We start from the raw sequence: 15215 nt of genomic DNA, 5'->3' as shown, positions 1-15215 counted from the left end.
AAAAATAATTGGGAAAAAGATGAAGCTGTACGAGAATATCACTATTGGTAATTTTCTATTTGCACTTGGCTATTCACTCCGTGATAAGCAGGGAAAAGATATGCTGGCAGGCTCGGTTAATCTGTTACAGCAAACTCCTGCTGACCAATTGCTAGGCGATGTGCTTCTCAAATTTACAGGTGTTGTCCGGCTCATAGAGTTTAAGGCAGAGGGAGCAAGCTTAGCTAAGGAGAAAGCCCGACATTCTCTTTTGTGCCCTGCAATTCAAGGAGCGAGGCTTGAGCCGATTTCGAGAGAGGTTCATTGGTTAATTGAAACTAAAGCCACCGAAAATACTCTTGGCTTAAGGGTGGTTCCGTATTTGGATGCCTTTCCTCGTCCAAAGGGTCCAAGAATAGAGCTGCTGGAAGAGTTTATTCACACTTTAGCTAAAGATATAGTTAGTCAGAATGTTCTATATACAGGGGCTCAAATTAATGAGTACCTAGCGTGGGTAAGACGCACACAGGGAAAGGGGGAAGTGGGTTCAGGGGGGCTTTTACTTTTGGCTGAGCCAGGAGGGCTTCTTCGATTCGCACCACTCACTGATTTGTTAGAGTTGAATCTTGAACATTCTCTATGGATAAAGGAAAGGCAGGTGAAGTTAGAGAAGGATCTTGAATACTTGAGACAACGTAAGAAAGAGCGACAGCATAAACTTGAACGCAAAGGGCCAAGCTTGGAAAGGTAGATATGACACCTAAAGAATTTGATGATCAGATCCAAACTCAACTCGATGTGGTGACTAAGATTTTAATTGCTAGCGGGCAAACTCAAGAGCAAGCGGAAGCCGCGATTTCTGCATTGGATGAGATGCGGGTAAGGATAGAAACCCGTATGGGGACCCTTGCGCAATCTGTAGTTCATAAGATTGATGGGGCTGCAACGACCAATGCTGTTGAAGCAGCTAAGCTGCTTCAACAGAATTTTATAAAAGCTGATGAGCAAGCTGTGCTAGCTGCGGACCGGTATACGCGTGCGGCGAGATGGTTGGGGCTTAAGTTGTTTTGTGGTTTAACCGTTTTTATATTTGCAATTTTGGGCGTTGCATTGATAGTTGCTATGAATTTCATTCCTACGAGAGAGGAAATCGATACTCGACGCCAAGAACTAGCTGCTATGGAATCACGTGCTCTTGAGTTGGAACAGTACGGTGTAAATCTTATGTGGTCTATGTGTAGTGGCTCGCCATGCCTCAGAACGAACGAGAAGGAGGGGGCATGGGGCTCAAATGGTGAAACCTGGCGTAGACCTTATAAGAAAAATTGATTGATTTTAGTGGGGTTAAGTATATTGATAATATGAAAATACTTGCTAGATATTTATTGCTTTATTAAATATAAAAAATTTTGGGTGTTTGGTAATTAATGAAATTAGCAAATAAAAGCTCTTGTCTGGTAAGTGAAAATATTTGATGCGATATTGAGAGTTGGAGTTTTTGGGGACTCGGAGCCTGCATTGTGCGATGTGCCCTTGCCACTGCAAAAAATAGCGAAGCGATTAGCCCCGCAACTTCCAATCCCCATACCCCTTGGCCCGCAGCTCACACGCCGGGCAGTGCCCGCAGCCATATCCCCAGTCATGCAGCGTTTCGCGCTCATTCTGGTAGCAGGTATGGCTGTCTTGCTGGATCAGCTTCACTAAAGCATCCGCGCCTAGCTGGTGGGCCAGTTCCCAGGTATCCGCTTTGTCCAGCCACATCAGTGGCGTTTCCACGGTCAGCGGGCGCTCTATGCCCAGGCTCAAGGCCACTTGCAAGGCTTTGAGCGTATTGTCTCGACAATCCGGGTAGCCGGAGTAGTCGGTTTCAGACATGCCACCCACCAGCGTATCCAGGCCCCGGCGGTAGGCCAAGGCACCTGCCAGGGTAAAGAACAGCAGGTTCCGACCCGGTACAAAAGTATTGGGTAGCCCGTCTTCCTGCATGGCAATCGTCATGGATTCGGTCATGGCACTGCCGCCAATCTGAGCCAGCACGCTGGCGTCCAGCACATGATCTTCCCCCAGGCGTTCTGCCCAATGCGGGAATTGCTGGCACAGCTTGTCTCTTAAGGTCTGGCGGCACTGCAATTCCGCATGGTTGCGCTGCCCGTAGTCAAAGCCCACGGTTTCCACCAAGGCAAAGCGGTCCAGTGCCCAGGCTAGACAAGTGGCTGAATCCTGTCCGCCCGAAAATAAAACCAGTGCCCGGCGGCGGGGAGTGTGCGGCTTCATGCCTTGACCTGTGGGGTACTGAGCGCGCGGCGCTTCATGGTGCTGATCAGGGAGTTAAGCAGTACGCCATACATGGGCACAAAAAGCAGCAGGCTGACGCCCAGCTTGATAACGTAGTCCACCACGGCAATTTCACCCCAGTGCTCGGCCATGAACGGGTTGCTGCTGCGCCAGAAGGCGATGCCGAAAAAGGCCAGAGTATCCAAAGCCTGCCCAAAGATGGAAGCGGCTGCTGGTGCGATCCACCATTGCTTGTAGTCGCGGCGGATGCGGTCAAACACCTGCACATCCAGCAACTGTCCTAATACATAGGCAGCAAAACTGGCCAAGGCAATGCGGAAGACAAAGCTGTTGAATTCGCCCAGTGCTTGCAGACCATTGAAATGGCCTTCGTTAAACAGGACGGACACCACATACGAGGCGATCAAGGCCGGGAACATGGCGCGGGTAATGACGCGACGCGCTTCGGACTTGCCCATTAGACGGACTGTCAGGTCGGTGGCCAGAAAAACGAAGGGAAAGCTGAAGGCCCCCCAGGTGCTATGAAAGCCGAACAGTTCAATGGGAAGTTGAACCAGGTAATTGCTGGCGATCACAATAAAAATGTGAAACGCAATTAAAAGTCGCAAATAGAACGACAGCCGTGAAGACGGCACGGTAGGCAGAGTCATGTCTGAACCTTTTTGGTGGATGGGGTGAGGGAACCCATTGGAAATGGACTGCAACCGACTATTGTACGGGCAGTTGCTGTTCGAGGGAATGATCGTTGCCCTCAAGTGTAGCGTGAGCGCCCGAGACGCTTATACGTCTGGCTTGATGAGGCTTATGGGGTAAAGAGAGCAGGCGGGCTGCGTCGGCGGGCCTTGAGTCCAGCTCTGGCGCCAAGGCAGCCGAGCCGGCGTGGTCCACTTCATATAGGCGAAGGATCAGGTCGCCGCAGGTTGCAGACACTCTATGAGTAAGCGTTTGTGCAAGCGATGGACTTCGTCAAAAGGCACGGGCGAGTTCTGTGGGCCCAGAACCAGCAGGACCATGAGCCACATCAGGGAAGGGGAGGCCGCCAGGATGTAATCGGACGAGCTGACGTCGGGGCGGATGAGACCACGCTGTATACCCAGTTCAAAAAATGCCTGATTGGACGTGTAGTTCTGACTCAGGAGCTGTTTGCCCCAGTAGTGCGCCAGATCGGGTACGCGGCCGCTCTCGGTCATCAAGAGTCTGAACATGGCTTGCACGTCCGGGCTGGACAGGCGTTTGTACAGTTGCTTGAGGTACTCATCCACGATACAGGACAGGGTGTCGGCATCCGATGTATCGGTCAGCTCAAAAGTATTGCCGTCGGGTGGCAGCAGGGTGCTGTGGAGCATGTCCTCGAACACTTCATCCTTGCTGCTGTAGTGCGCGTAGATCCCGGACTTGGAAATGCCGGCGCTGGCGGCAATCCGTTCCAGAGAGGTTCCCAGAAAACCCCGATGGGAAAATTCTTCAAAAGCGGCTTTCAGGATTTCGCGTTTGCGCTCGGCCGAGGGCAGGTAGCGTCGCTTGCTTGTGGTTTCGTTTTTTTGAGGTTTATTTTGGTGCGAGTCTGTCATGTCACCCTGTGTGGATGGGCAAGATATGGGGCTTGCAGTATATCAGGCCACTGCTTTCGGGCTGGCGTCTGATCAGGTCTGTAGTGGCTTGAATCCCTAGCCGGGACGGCAGCTTCGTTTTGTCATATAGCTAAGAAATAATTGTTCTGTTGCCTGTTTGAAGTGCCATATGTTTCAGTGGGTTGCATGGTCTTTGTTGTTTTTAAAAGCCTTCCCTTTTCAGTGAAGGTTTATTTATTTTTTATGCTTGTTTTTATTTCCCCATTTCATATCAGGCACGTTATAACAGGAAAGGTGGCTTGAGCTGACCGTTTTTTATCTGTCATGAACTTGATCTACCGCAAAGGTTTTTTATAGGTCTTTGTTAAAAGGCCTGCATGCAAAAAGTTTAGATGTAAACTGGTGTATTATTAAAAAGACTAAGCAGTCGTATCTGCTTTTTTCTTTATGTGTACTTTTTGCGGAGTGGCAATGGTAAGCAGGCAGTGCATCGATCAGACTGAGCATTTAGACGCATCCGCACGAGCCGCCTGGGCCCGTATCTGGAGCTCCATCTCCCCCGAATCGCAGTTCATGGCCTGGATGGATTGGATACGTCATCTGGCCCTGAGCCCCGGCAAACAAGAACAATTACGGCAGTTGGCCCTTAGTCAGTGGGAGCAGTTATTCCGTGACTGGAGCGAGGAGCTGGCCGCCTCTGCCCAGCTTCCTGCGCAAGCCCCTGCTCAAGCAACACCCCCCGCTCAGACAGACCGCCGGTTTGCGGATCCCGCCTGGGACCGCTGGCCCTTTAATTTGTTGCGGCAAACCTATCAGGCGCAGCAGCAATGGTGGCAAAGCGCAACCGAGGGTGTGGCAGGGGTAGAGCCCCATCATCAGCAGTTGATTGCCTTTGGTGCCGAGCAATGGCTGAACATGCTCAGCCCCAGCAATTTCGCACTGACCAACCCTTTGGTATGGGATAAAACCCTGGCAGAGCAAGGGGATAACTTCAGCCGTGGTCTGGAGCATTGGCAGCAGGATATGCAGGCCCAGTTCGCGGGCGAGCCTCCTGTTGGTACGGAAGATTTCACGGTAGGGAAGGATTTGGCGGCGACACCAGGCAAGGTGGTGTTGCGCAATGAGCTGGTGGAGCTGATTCAATACACACCCACCACGAAACTAGTACACCCAGAGCCTATTTTGATCGTTCCGGCCTGGATTATGAAGTACTACATTCTGGATCTGTCTCAGCAGAATTCGCTGATCAAATACCTGGTCGACCAGGGCTATACAGTGTTTTGCCTGTCCTGGAAAAACCCCGATGCCAAGGACCATGCCTTTGGCATGGACGACTACATTCGTCTGGGCTGGAAAGCCAGTCTGGATGCCGTCAATGCCATTGTTCCAGGCCAGAAAGTGCATGCTACCGGCTACTGCCTGGGTGGCACCTTGCTGGCTATCGCGGCGGCCGCCATGGCACGCGATGGGGACGACAGGCTGGCTTCCCTGACTTTCTTCGCCGCTCAAACCGACTTCTCCGAGCCTGGCGATCTGTCCCTGTTCATTGACGAAAGCCAGGTCAGCCTGCTGGAAGCGCAGATGGCCGATGAAGGGTTTTTACGCGCCAATCAGATGGAAGCCGCATTTCAAATGTTGCGTTCTGCTGATTTATTGTGGGCGCCTATGGTCAATAAATATTTATTGGGCGAACGTCGTCCCTTGAACGATTTAATGGCCTGGAATGCAGATGCCACACGTATGCCTGCCACCATGCACTCGCAATATTTGCGCCGCTTGTATTTGAATAATGATTTAAGTCAAAACCGTTATCCGGTTGAAGGCCGTATCGTTTCTCTGGCGCAAATCAATTTGCCTGTTTTTTGCGTGGGCACCGTCTCCGATCACGTCGCACCCTGGCGTTCGGTTTACAAGCTGCATTATCTGGTTCCTGCCGAGATCACCTTTGTCTTGACCACAGGTGGTCACAACGCCGGAATTGTCAGCGAACCCGGCCATCCGCGTCGCAAGTATCAGATCCATACCCGAGCCGCAGGCACTGCTCCTGTTCTGGTGGACGAGTGGCAGGCACAAGCGGCCTCGCATCCGGGCTCCTGGTGGTCCGCCTGGACCGAGTGGCTGAAAGCTCGCTCCGGTGCAGACGTGAAGCCACCGCAAATGGGGGCGGCCAAGCAAGGCTTTGCCCCGGTGGGCCCTGCGCCCGGTCAATACGTATTAGTGAAGTAAGCAGTCAGGTCATGCAAGCTCGCTAAACAGTGAGCTTGTCGCTCTGTGTTATGTCGGCGATAGGCGCAAGCCCATCGCTGACGTGCTGTTTTGTCTTGACGGCAGTTTCCCTTTTTCTCATTAGGCATTTTTTACAATGGCCCCACAGACCTACGATTTGAGTCTCAAGCACCGAAGCGCTGCGCGTCGCCCTCATTTCGCGCTGGCTGCCTTGCTGGTCACCCTGGCGGGTTGCGCCTCGATGGCGCCCGATTACGATCAGCCAGCTTCCCCTGTTCCGCAAGCCTATTCAGACCTGTCGGCTGGCTCGGCCACTGCGGTACGAGCTCGCGACTTGGGCTGGCGCGAGTACTTTAAAGATCCGGTTCTGGGCAAGCTCATTGAGACCGCACTGGAAAATAACCGCGATATGCGCGTGGCGGTCCTGCGGGTGGATGAGGCCCGCGCCATGCTGAATTTGCAGCGTAGCGAACGCTTCCCGGAATTTACTGTAGGTGGTCAGACCGCTCGTTCGCGCGTGCCGGGGGATATGAATCCTAGCGGCCAGGCCGTAACGGGAGGCGATTACCGCGCTCAAGTCGGGTTGACCAGTTGGGAACTGGATTTGTGGGGTCGGGTCCGTAGTCTGGAAGATGCCGCCTTGCAAGGCTGGCTGGCGACCGAAGCGGGCCGACAAGCCGTTCATGTGGCTCTGGTCTCGCAAGTGGCCAATAACTATATTGTGGTGCGCGAGCTGGACGAGCGTGTGCAGATCGCTCGTAAAAGTGTAGAGACTCGTCAGGAGTCCTACCGTATTTTCTCCCGCCGCTACGAGGTAGGAGCAACGTCCAAACTGGATGTGACCCAGGTGCAAACCTTGCTGACCCAGGCCCAGTCCATGCTGGCCCAGTTGGAGCAGCAACGTGCTGTGCAACTGCATGCTCTGCAGCAGCTATTGGGTGCAGACCCTGGAGTTTCCCCAACTGGCGCGCCATTGAATGAAAACGTCATGCTGGCTGAACTGGCCCCCGGCCTGCCTTCAGACCTGATGATGTGGCGTCCCGACATTATTGCGGCTGAACACAAGCTGCGTGCGGCCAATGCCAATATTGGTGCCGCGCGAGCCGCTTTCTTCCCGCGCATCGCCTTGACAGGCAATTTTGGTACGGCCAGTGCCGAGCTGGATGGCTTGTTTGATTCAGGCAGCAAGGCCTGGATGTTCGCCCCCACCATTTCCCTGCCTATTTTTGACGGCGGCCGTCGCAGCGCCAATCTGGACGTCTCTTATGTACGTCGTGACATGCGTGTTGCCGAGTACGAGAAAGCGATTCAAACCGCCTTCCGTGAAGTGTCAGACGCCTTGTCGACCCGTCATTGGTTAAGTCAGCAACTGGAAGTCCAGTTAGTGGCCCGAAGCGCCCAGACCGAGCGCGCTCGTTTGGCACAAATGCGTTACGACAACGGCTCGGCCGCTTATCTGGAAGTGCTGGATGCGCAGCGCGATTTGCTGGATGTGGAGCAGCAAGTCGTGCAAACGCGCCGTGCGCTTCTGGCCAGCCAGATTGCCATGTATAGCGCCTTGGGCGGTGGGCTGGACCCTGCCGAGCCCCTGACCAACACCCATAACTCCTCTACTTCGGATCCATCCTCGAGCCAGCTATGAGCAAACAATCTTCCTCTTTGAAAAAAAATCTTGTTCCTGTCCTGATCGTTGCCGGGGTTCTTGGCCTGGGTTGGTGGGCATGGCAGAAAATGTCCAACACTGGCCCGGGAGAAGGCTTTGTGAGCGGCAATGGCCGTATCGAAGCCACCGAGATTGATATCTCCACCAAGTTTGCCGGCCGTATCCAGAGCATTGCCGCTCATGAAGGCGACTTCGTGAAGGAAGGCGAGGTTCTGGCCATCATGCAGCAAGACAGTCTGGAAGCGGCTCGGGATGAAGCGGTAGCCGGTTTGCGTCAGGCAGAAAATAATGTGGCTGCCTCCGAGGCTCAGGTTGCCTTGCGTGAAAGCGATGCCATCGCCGCCAAAGCCTTGATTGGTCAGCGTGAGTCGGAGCTGGATGCGGCTCAACGTCGTCTGGCCCGTTCCACCACCTTGTCCAAAGAAGGTGCTGCTTCGGCTCAGGAACTGGATGATGACCGCGCCCGTGTGCGTGGTGCCCAGGCTGTCGTCGCTGCTACCAAGGCCCAGGCCACCGCATCGGAAGCCGCTATCAACGCCGCTAAAGCTCAGTTGATTGGCGCACGTTCTGCCGTGGAAGCTGCCACGGCCGCTGTTGCCCGTATCGAAGCCGACTTGCGTGATAGCAAACTGGTCAGCCCCCGCGATGGCCGTGTGCAATTCCGTGTTGCTCAACCCGGTGAAGTGCTGGGTGCCGGTGGTCGTGTGCTGAACGTGCTGGACCTGTCCGATGTGTACATGACTTTCTTCCTGCCTAGCGAAGTGGCGGGCAAGGTCGCTCTGGGTACCGAAGTTCGTCTGGTGCTGGATGCCATCCCTAATATTCCGGTCCCCGCTACGGTGTCCTTCGTGGCCAGTTCGGCCCAGTTCACGCCCAAGAGCGTAGAAACTGCCTCGGAGCGCCAAAAGCTGATGTTCCGCGTCAAGGCCCAGATTGCCCCTGAATTGCTGAAAAAGCACCTGGAGCAAGTCAAGACCGGCTTGCCCGGTGTGGCCTGGGTGAAGCTGGACCCCAATGCCAGTTGGCCTGAGTCGCTGACTTCTACCTTGACGGAGTAAACCATGCCCAAGCAGCAAGCGGCGGCAGTTGCTCGCGTTGTTGAGCTTAGTCAGCGTTATGGCGACACGCTCGCACTGGATCGTTTAAGCCTGGATGTTCCTGCCGCTTGCATGGTCGGACTGATTGGTCCTGATGGCGTGGGTAAATCCAGCTTGCTGTCCCTGCTGGCGGGTGCCCGCGTCATTCAGGAAGGGCGCATTGAAGTGCTGGGTGGCGATATGGCGGAAAAAAGCCATCGCGAACAGATTTGCCCGCGCATTGCCTACATGCCCCAAGGTCTGGGCAAGAACTTGTATCCCACCTTGTCGGTGGAAGAGAACCTGCAGTTCTTTGGCCGCCTGTTTGGGCATGATGCCGCCGAGCGTCGCCGTCGCATTGACGACTTGACGCGTAGCACGGGCCTGTATCCCTTTTTGACCCGTCCGGCTGGCAAGTTGTCCGGTGGTATGAAACAAAAGCTGGGTCTGTGCTGCGCACTGATTCACGACCCGGATTTTCTGCTGCTGGATGAACCCACCACCGGTGTGGACCCCTTGGCTCGCAAGCAGTTCTGGGACTTGATCGAGCGTATTCGCATCGAACGACCCAGCATGAGCGTAATTGTGGCCACCGCTTATATGGACGAAGCCCAGCGCTTTGATTGGCTGGTCGCCATGGATGATGGCCAGATTCTGGCTACCGGAACGCCCAAGGAATTGCTGGAGCGCACAGAAAGCAAAAGTCTGGAGCAGGCCTTTATCCGCTTGTTGCCTGAAGACAAACGCCAAGGTCATAAAGCAGTAGAAATTCCGCCCCTGGAGGTGGATGCCGACGATATCGCGATTGAAGCCGAAGGGCTGACGATTCGTTTTGGTGACTTTACGGCTGTCGATAGCGTCTCCTTCCGCATCCGACGCGGCGAGATTTTCGGCTTCCTGGGCTCGAATGGTTGCGGCAAGTCCACCACCATGAAGATGCTGACCGGTTTGTTGCCCGCGTCTGAAGGCCAGGCCTGGCTGTTCGGCCACGAGGTGAATCCTAAAGACATTGATACCCGCCGTCGCGTGGGCTATATGTCGCAGGCTTTCTCCCTGTATAGCGAACTGACCGTACGACAAAACCTGGTGCTGCACGCTCAGCTTTTCCACGTTCCTGCCGAGGAGGTTGAGGCTCGTGTCGCCGAGATGGTGGAGCGCTTTGATCTGGGGCAGATTCTGGATCGCCTGCCTGATGCCATTCCTTTGGGGATGCGTCAGCGTTTGTCTTTGGCAGTCGCGATGGTGCATAAACCCGAGCTGCTGATCCTGGATGAACCCACCTCCGGCGTGGACCCGGTAGCACGTGATAATTTCTGGCGATTGCTGATTGAGTTATCCCGCCGCGACAAGGTCACGATCTTTATCTCGACCCACTTCATGAACGAGGCCGAGCGTTGCGACCGCATGTCCATGATGCATGCCGGTAAAGTGCTGGATAGCGACACACCGGCCAATCTGGTTAAAAAACGCGGTGCTGCTGATCTGGAAGAGGCCTTTATCGGCTATCTGCTGGAAGCGAGTGGCCCTGAGCCAGAAGTGGAAGCCGCGACAGAACAGGCCGTGGTTTCTGATGAACAGGAACATGGCGGCAAACCAGACCGTTTCAGCTTGCAGCGTCTACTAAGCTACACCTGGCGCGAGGCGCTGGAGCTACGTCGGGACCCGGTACGAGCGACCCTGGCCCTGGCCGGTTCCCTGATTTTGCTGTTTGTGATGGGTTTTGGTATCACACTGGACGTAGAGGATTTGCGCTACGCCGTGCTGGACCGCGATCAAACTAGCATCAGCCAGAACTATGCCTTGAACCTGTCCGGTTCCCGTTATTTTCTGGAGCAGCCGCCGCTGACAGATTACGAGGACCTGGACAACAGAATGCGGCGCGGCAAGATTGCGCTGGCGATTGAAATCCCGCCCGGCTTTGGCCGTGATGTTCTGCGTGGCAGCAAACCAGAAATTGCCGCCTGGGTCGATGGCTCCATGCCAACCCGCGCCGAGACCATTCAAGGCTACGTCAAAGCCATGCACCAGCAATGGCTGATTACGCAGGCCAAGGAGCGCCTGGGGGCAGGGGCCTTGGTAGTGCCCGCCAGTATTCAGGACCGTTACCGTTACAACCCGGACGTCAAGAGCTTGCCCGCCATGGTGCCCGCGGTGATTCCGGTGCTCTTGCTGATGCTGCCTGCCATGCTGACGGCGCTGTCCGTGGTGCGCGAAAAAGAGTTGGGTTCCATCATCAATCTGTACGTTACGCCGGTGACGCGAGTGGAGTTTCTGCTGGGCAAGCAGATTCCCTATATCGGCTTGGCGATGATCAACTTTTTGTGCATGTGTCTATTGGCGATCACGGTCTTCGATGTACCGATCAAGGGCAGTTTCCTGACCTTGAGTGTGGCGACCTTGATGTTCTGCGTGATCTCAACCGGCATGGGTCTGGTGGCGTCCACCGTGACGCAAAGCCAGATCGCGGCCATGTTCTTTGCCATGATTGGCACCATGCTGCCCGCCACGCAACTGTCCGGTTTGTTGAATCCGGTGTCTTCCATGGAAGGGATCAGCCGCTGGGCGGGCGAGATTTACCCGGCCACCCATATGTTCAACATCAGTCGCGGGGTATTTAACAAGGCGCTGACTTTCTCGGATCTGCATGGTGCTTTGTTCGCTTTGCTTTTGGCGATTCCGGTGGTGTTGGGTGCGGCAGTCATGCTGCTGAAAAAGCAGGAGAAGTGAGATGAGAAAACTCAAGAATGTGCTGTTGCTGGGTCGCAAAGAGCTGTGGAGTCTGGCGCGCGACCCCATGATGTTGCTGCTCATCGTATATGTGTTCTCGGTCTCGATTTACACCTCGGCAACGGCCCAGCCGGAAACCCTGAACAATGCACCTATTGCGATTGTGGATCAGGACCAAAGCCCTTTGTCGGCCCGTATTACTTCGGCCTTTTATCCGCCGGAGTTCATTCATCCGCACATGATCGAGTACGGAGAAATGGACTCGGGCATGGATACGGGGGCGTTCACCTTTGTGCTGAATATTCCCCCCAATTTTCAGCGTGACGTGCTGGCCGGGCGCAGTCCTGAAGTGCAATTGAACATTGATGCTACCCGCATGAGTCAGGCCTTTACCGGCAATAACTACATCCAGCAGGTGGTGATGGGCGAGGTCAACGAGTTCGTGCGGCGTTATCGCAGCATCGATACCTTGCCGGTGGATCTGGCCTTGCGGATTCGTTTTAACCCCACACTGGAAAAAGCCTGGTTCGGCAGTATTGCCGAGGTCATCAACTCGGTGGCCATGTTGTCCATCATCCTGACCGGGGCTGCCCTGATTCGGGAGCGTGAGCACGGCACCATCGAACACTTGCTGGTGATGCCCGTTACACCGGGCGAGATCATGGCCTCCAAAGTCACGGCGATGGGTCTGGTGGTGCTGATTGCCACGGCGGCTTCGCTCAATTTTGTGGTGCGCGGATTGTTGGGCGTTCCTATTGAAGGTTCTATCCCGCTGTTCTTGTGTGGTGCGGTGCTGTGTCTGTTTGCCATGACCTCCATGGGTATTTATCTGGCCACCTTGTCGCGCAGCATGCCGCAATTCGGTTTGCTCCTGATGTTGACCTTGTTGCCCATGAACTTGCTCTCGGGCGGTCGCACGCCCCGTGAGAGCATGCCGGAAATTGTGCAAAACCTGATGCAACTGGCCCCCACTACGCACTTCGTGTCTTTAGGGCAGGCCATATTGTTCCGCGGTGCTGGTATTGAAACCGTATGGCAACCCTTTTTAGCCCTGCTGGTGATTGGGACAGCCCTGTTTGTCCTGTCGCTGCGGCGTTTTCGTAACACCATCTCTCAGATGGCTTGATGGACTGGGCCCCCTCAGGGGGCACTTTTTTCCTTTAAGGAGATTTCGATGAGCATGGAGACACTTCCCCTGGATCTGTACAAGGCCAATGTTGAGTTGCAACTGCGTATCACCCGCCTGCTGCAGGCGGGTGGTCATCGTTGGTTGGAGTCCGTACAGAAAAGCAGCATGAGGAGCATGGAGCAGACCACGGCTGAAATTGAAGGCCTGCTGCAAACCGGCAATTGGCAGTCTCTGGCGACCTTGCCTGCCGACACCTTCTGGCGTTTGTTCCAGCACGGTGTGAATGACAGCCAGACCATCAATGAACTGGCCATTCAGAACCAGACCGAGTTCACCAACGGTTTGCAAGAAGCGCTGGAAGCCTGGCAGAAGTCGGTCATGGGCGTGGTCAGCAACACCAGCGCCGCTGTGCCAGTCATGGATATTTTCAAGCAGTGGGGCGCACCTTGGGCAAATGCTGCCAGCGCCTCTGACACTAAAAAGGGAGCATAAGCGGTATGTCTACGGTTAAACGCACTGCGTTGGTGACAGGTGGTATGGGCGGTCTGGGTCAAGAGATCGCCCGCGCTTTGCATGATGCGGGTCACCATGTTCTGGTGACTCACTCGCGCAGCGATGCCGATGCCCAGATCTGGCTGAAAGAGCAGGCCGACGCAGGCTATGTGTTCCAGGGCTATCACGTTGATGTGGCGGACTTCGAGTCGTGCCAGCAAATGGCGCAGGCGATTGCAAAGGACGGCCAACAGGTCGACATCCTGATCAATAACGCCGGTATTACGCGCGACGGCACCTTCCGCAAATTGAGCAAAGACAAGTGGGACGATGTGCTGCGCGTCAATCTGGACTCGGTCTTTAACGTCACCAAGCCCTTTATTGACAGCATGCTGGAACGTGGCTGGGGCCGTGTGATCAACATCTCTTCTATTAATGGCAGCAAGGGGCAGTTTGGTCAAACCAACTACTCGGCCGCCAAGGCAGGGATGCACGGCTTTACCAAGGCGCTGGCTCAGGAAGTGGCGCGCAAGGGCGTGACGGTGAATACGATCTCCCCCGGTTATCTGGCCACGCAAATGGTCATGGCCGTGCCTGAAGATGTGCGTAACAGCATCATCGCGGGCATTCCGGTGGGCCGTCTGGGCAAGCCGGAGGAAATCGCGGCCTTGGTCACCTTCATTGCCAGCGAAGCAGCCGGATTTATGACAGGTAGTAATGTCGCCATGAATGGCGGCCAGCATATGTACTAGGCTCGACTCGGTTCGGCTGCTGCCTGTATGGGCCCGCTAGTCGGGTCTGCGACTTATGAAAGGAATGGATATGCACAAAGATATCGCGATTGTTGCGGCGACTCGTACCCCCATTGGACGCTTTCAAGGGGGGCTGTCTACGGTGCCCGCCCATGATTTGAGCGCACAACTGATTCGTGCCGTGCTCCAGAGCACAGGCGTGGCAGCCGAACAGATTGATGAAGTCATTCTGGGTCAGATTCTGACTGCTGGAGCCGGGCAGAACCCGGCTCGCCAGGCGGCCGTGAACGCTGGCCTGCCTTATGAAGTCCCCTCCATGTCCCTGAACAAGCTCTGCGGTTCGGGCCTGAAAGCGGTGCATCTGGCGGCTCAGGCCATTGCCCTGGGCGATGCGGATCTGGTGCTCGCCGGTGGTCAGGAAAGCATGAGCCTGGCTCCCTTTGTGGTGCACAAGGCGCGCACAGGTTTGGGTCTGGGCCACGCCATGATGGACGACACCTTGTTGCGCGACGGTTTGACTGATGCCTTCCACAATTACCACATGGGTATCACGGCAGAAAATCTGGCCGAGCGTTATGAGATCAGCCGTGAGCAGCAAGATGCTTTTGCGGTGGAGTCCCAGCGTAAAGCCGTAGCGGCCATGGAAGCCGGACGCTTCAAGGACGAGATCACTCCGATCGACGTGCCCCAGCGCAAAGGCGATCCCGTCCGTGTCGAGGCCGACGAGCAACCACGCGCACAAACCACACTGGAATCCCTGGCCAAGCTGCGTCCTGCCTTCAAGAAAGACGGCACGGTCACGGCAGGTAACGCGTCCACCATTAATGATGGTGCCGCTGTGCTCTTGCTGGCCAGCGCCGACAAGGTCAAGGAATTGGGTCTGCCTGTCCTGGCGTGGATTCGTGGCTGGGCCAGCACGGGTGTGGACCCGGCCATCATGGGGATTGGCCCCGTGTCGGCCAGCCGCAAGGTCTTGAAGAAAGTGGGTTGGGAAATTGATCAACTGGATCTGATCGAAGCTAACGAAGCCTTTGCCGCCCAATCGCTGGCTGTGGCCAAAGACTTGCAGTGGGACATGAGCAAGGTCAACGTCAACGGCGGTGCGATTGCCTTGGGTCACCCCATTGGTGCGTCCGGTGCGCGCGTGTTGGTCACCCTGGTTCATGAACTGCGTCGCCGTGGTGGCCAGAAAGGTCTGGCCACTCTGTGCATTGGTGGCGGTCAAGGCGTAGCCATTGCCATTGAGGCCGCTTGAACAGCTAGCTGATTGAAGGGAGAAGATGATGACAGATAAGTCTCGTGACG

Annotated in this window: 13 protein-coding genes; 10 read left to right on the top strand and 3 right to left on the bottom strand. The window is 55.3% G+C overall.

Going from position 1 to position 15215, the window contains the following annotated elements; all coding sequences use genetic code 11:
* Positions 1-19: 19 nt before the first annotated feature.
* Both JYG33_RS08690 and JYG33_RS08685 read left to right on the top strand, forming a co-directional pair.
* Positions 20-730: a hypothetical protein gene (locus tag JYG33_RS08690; RefSeq protein ID WP_207875544.1), complete on the top strand. Its 711-nt coding sequence runs from the start codon at positions 20-22 to the stop codon at positions 728-730.
* Between the two features lie 2 nt (positions 731-732).
* Positions 733-1308, top strand: a complete 576-nt coding sequence (locus tag JYG33_RS08685; RefSeq protein ID WP_207875543.1) for a hypothetical protein — start codon at positions 733-735, stop codon at positions 1306-1308.
* A gap of 231 nt (positions 1309-1539) precedes the next feature.
* Here the strand turns inward: JYG33_RS08685 and queC are convergent, their stop codons facing one another.
* From queC to JYG33_RS08670, 3 genes are all read right to left on the bottom strand, one after another.
* A complete protein-coding gene (gene queC / locus JYG33_RS08680) occupies positions 1540-2253 on the bottom strand; it encodes a 7-cyano-7-deazaguanine synthase QueC (RefSeq protein ID WP_207875542.1) in 714 nt (237 codons plus the stop codon).
* Positions 2250-2924, bottom strand: a complete 675-nt coding sequence (locus tag JYG33_RS08675) for a 7-cyano-7-deazaguanine/7-aminomethyl-7-deazaguanine transporter (RefSeq protein ID WP_207875541.1) — start codon at positions 2922-2924, stop codon at positions 2250-2252. Before JYG33_RS08675 ends, queC begins: the two co-directional genes overlap by 4 nt.
* A gap of 255 nt (positions 2925-3179) precedes the next feature.
* Positions 3180-3845 (bottom strand): TetR family transcriptional regulator, encoded by a 666-nt coding sequence (locus tag JYG33_RS08670; protein WP_207875540.1) that lies wholly within the window; start codon positions 3843-3845, stop codon positions 3180-3182.
* Positions 3846-4316: 471 nt separating this feature from the next.
* On the opposite strand from JYG33_RS08670, the gene JYG33_RS08665 reads away from it, so the two are divergent.
* From JYG33_RS08665 to JYG33_RS08630, 8 genes are all read left to right on the top strand, one after another.
* Positions 4317-6071, top strand: coding sequence for an alpha/beta fold hydrolase (locus JYG33_RS08665; protein WP_207875539.1), 1755 nt, complete (start codon positions 4317-4319; stop codon positions 6069-6071).
* Positions 6072-6207: 136 nt separating this feature from the next.
* Positions 6208-7713: an efflux transporter outer membrane subunit gene (locus JYG33_RS08660; protein WP_207875538.1), complete on the top strand. Its 1506-nt coding sequence runs from the start codon at positions 6208-6210 to the stop codon at positions 7711-7713.
* Entirely contained in the window at positions 7710-8792 is a 1083-nt protein-coding gene (locus tag JYG33_RS08655) for an efflux RND transporter periplasmic adaptor subunit (protein WP_207875537.1), read from the top strand. The genes JYG33_RS08660 and JYG33_RS08655 overlap by 4 nt, the downstream gene beginning before the upstream one ends.
* A 3-nt stretch (positions 8793-8795) precedes the next feature.
* A complete protein-coding gene (gene rbbA / locus JYG33_RS08650; protein WP_207875536.1) occupies positions 8796-11537 on the top strand; it encodes a ribosome-associated ATPase/putative transporter RbbA in 2742 nt (913 codons plus the stop codon).
* Position 11538: 1 nt separating this feature from the next.
* The gene (locus JYG33_RS08645; RefSeq protein WP_207875535.1) at positions 11539-12663 is read left to right on the top strand and encodes an ABC transporter permease; all 1125 of its coding nucleotides are present in this window, start codon (positions 11539-11541) and stop codon (positions 12661-12663) included.
* 54 nt (positions 12664-12717) lie between these two features.
* A complete protein-coding gene (locus JYG33_RS08640) occupies positions 12718-13158 on the top strand; it encodes a phasin family protein (RefSeq protein WP_243430312.1) in 441 nt (146 codons plus the stop codon).
* Between the two features lie 5 nt (positions 13159-13163).
* Positions 13164-13910, top strand: a complete 747-nt coding sequence (phbB, locus tag JYG33_RS08635; RefSeq protein WP_207875533.1) for an acetoacetyl-CoA reductase — start codon at positions 13164-13166, stop codon at positions 13908-13910.
* Between the two features lie 70 nt (positions 13911-13980).
* Positions 13981-15165 carry an acetyl-CoA C-acetyltransferase gene (locus JYG33_RS08630; RefSeq protein ID WP_207875532.1) on the top strand — a complete coding sequence of 395 codons (1185 nt, stop codon included), beginning with the start codon at positions 13981-13983 and terminating at the stop codon, positions 15163-15165.
* Positions 15166-15215: the final 50 nt, after the last annotated feature.

This window comes from Alcaligenes sp. SORT26 (assembly GCF_017377875.1).
Taxonomy (GTDB): Bacteria; Pseudomonadota; Gammaproteobacteria; order Burkholderiales; family Burkholderiaceae_B; genus Alcaligenes; species Alcaligenes parafaecalis.
Note: the sequence above shows the minus strand (reverse complement) of the source record. Positions and strands in the feature narration are given on the sequence as shown.

Excerpts from the sequence above, each read along its gene's own strand:
- JYG33_RS08660 (WP_207875538.1), top strand. The coding sequence starts at position 6,208 with ATGGCCCCACAGACCTACGATTTGAGTCTCAAGCACCGAAGCGCTGCG.
- JYG33_RS08690 (WP_207875544.1), top strand. The coding sequence starts at position 20 with ATGAAGCTGTACGAGAATATCACTATTGGTAATTTTCTATTTGCACTT.
- JYG33_RS08685 (WP_207875543.1), top strand. The coding sequence starts at position 733 with ATGACACCTAAAGAATTTGATGATCAGATCCAAACTCAACTCGATGTG.
- JYG33_RS08645 (WP_207875535.1), top strand. The coding sequence starts at position 11,539 with ATGAGAAAACTCAAGAATGTGCTGTTGCTGGGTCGCAAAGAGCTGTGG.
- JYG33_RS08665 (WP_207875539.1), top strand. The coding sequence starts at position 4,317 with ATGGTAAGCAGGCAGTGCATCGATCAGACTGAGCATTTAGACGCATCC.
- JYG33_RS08630 (WP_207875532.1), top strand. The coding sequence starts at position 13,981 with ATGCACAAAGATATCGCGATTGTTGCGGCGACTCGTACCCCCATTGGA.
- JYG33_RS08670 (WP_207875540.1), bottom strand. The coding sequence starts at position 3,845 with ATGACAGACTCGCACCAAAATAAACCTCAAAAAAACGAAACCACAAGC.
- queC (WP_207875542.1), bottom strand. The coding sequence starts at position 2,253 with ATGAAGCCGCACACTCCCCGCCGCCGGGCACTGGTTTTATTTTCGGGC.
- phbB (WP_207875533.1), top strand. The coding sequence starts at position 13,164 with ATGTCTACGGTTAAACGCACTGCGTTGGTGACAGGTGGTATGGGCGGT.
- JYG33_RS08655 (WP_207875537.1), top strand. The coding sequence starts at position 7,710 with ATGAGCAAACAATCTTCCTCTTTGAAAAAAAATCTTGTTCCTGTCCTG.
- JYG33_RS08675 (WP_207875541.1), bottom strand. The coding sequence starts at position 2,924 with ATGACTCTGCCTACCGTGCCGTCTTCACGGCTGTCGTTCTATTTGCGA.
- JYG33_RS08640 (WP_243430312.1), top strand. The coding sequence starts at position 12,718 with ATGGAGACACTTCCCCTGGATCTGTACAAGGCCAATGTTGAGTTGCAA.
- rbbA (WP_207875536.1), top strand. The coding sequence starts at position 8,796 with ATGCCCAAGCAGCAAGCGGCGGCAGTTGCTCGCGTTGTTGAGCTTAGT.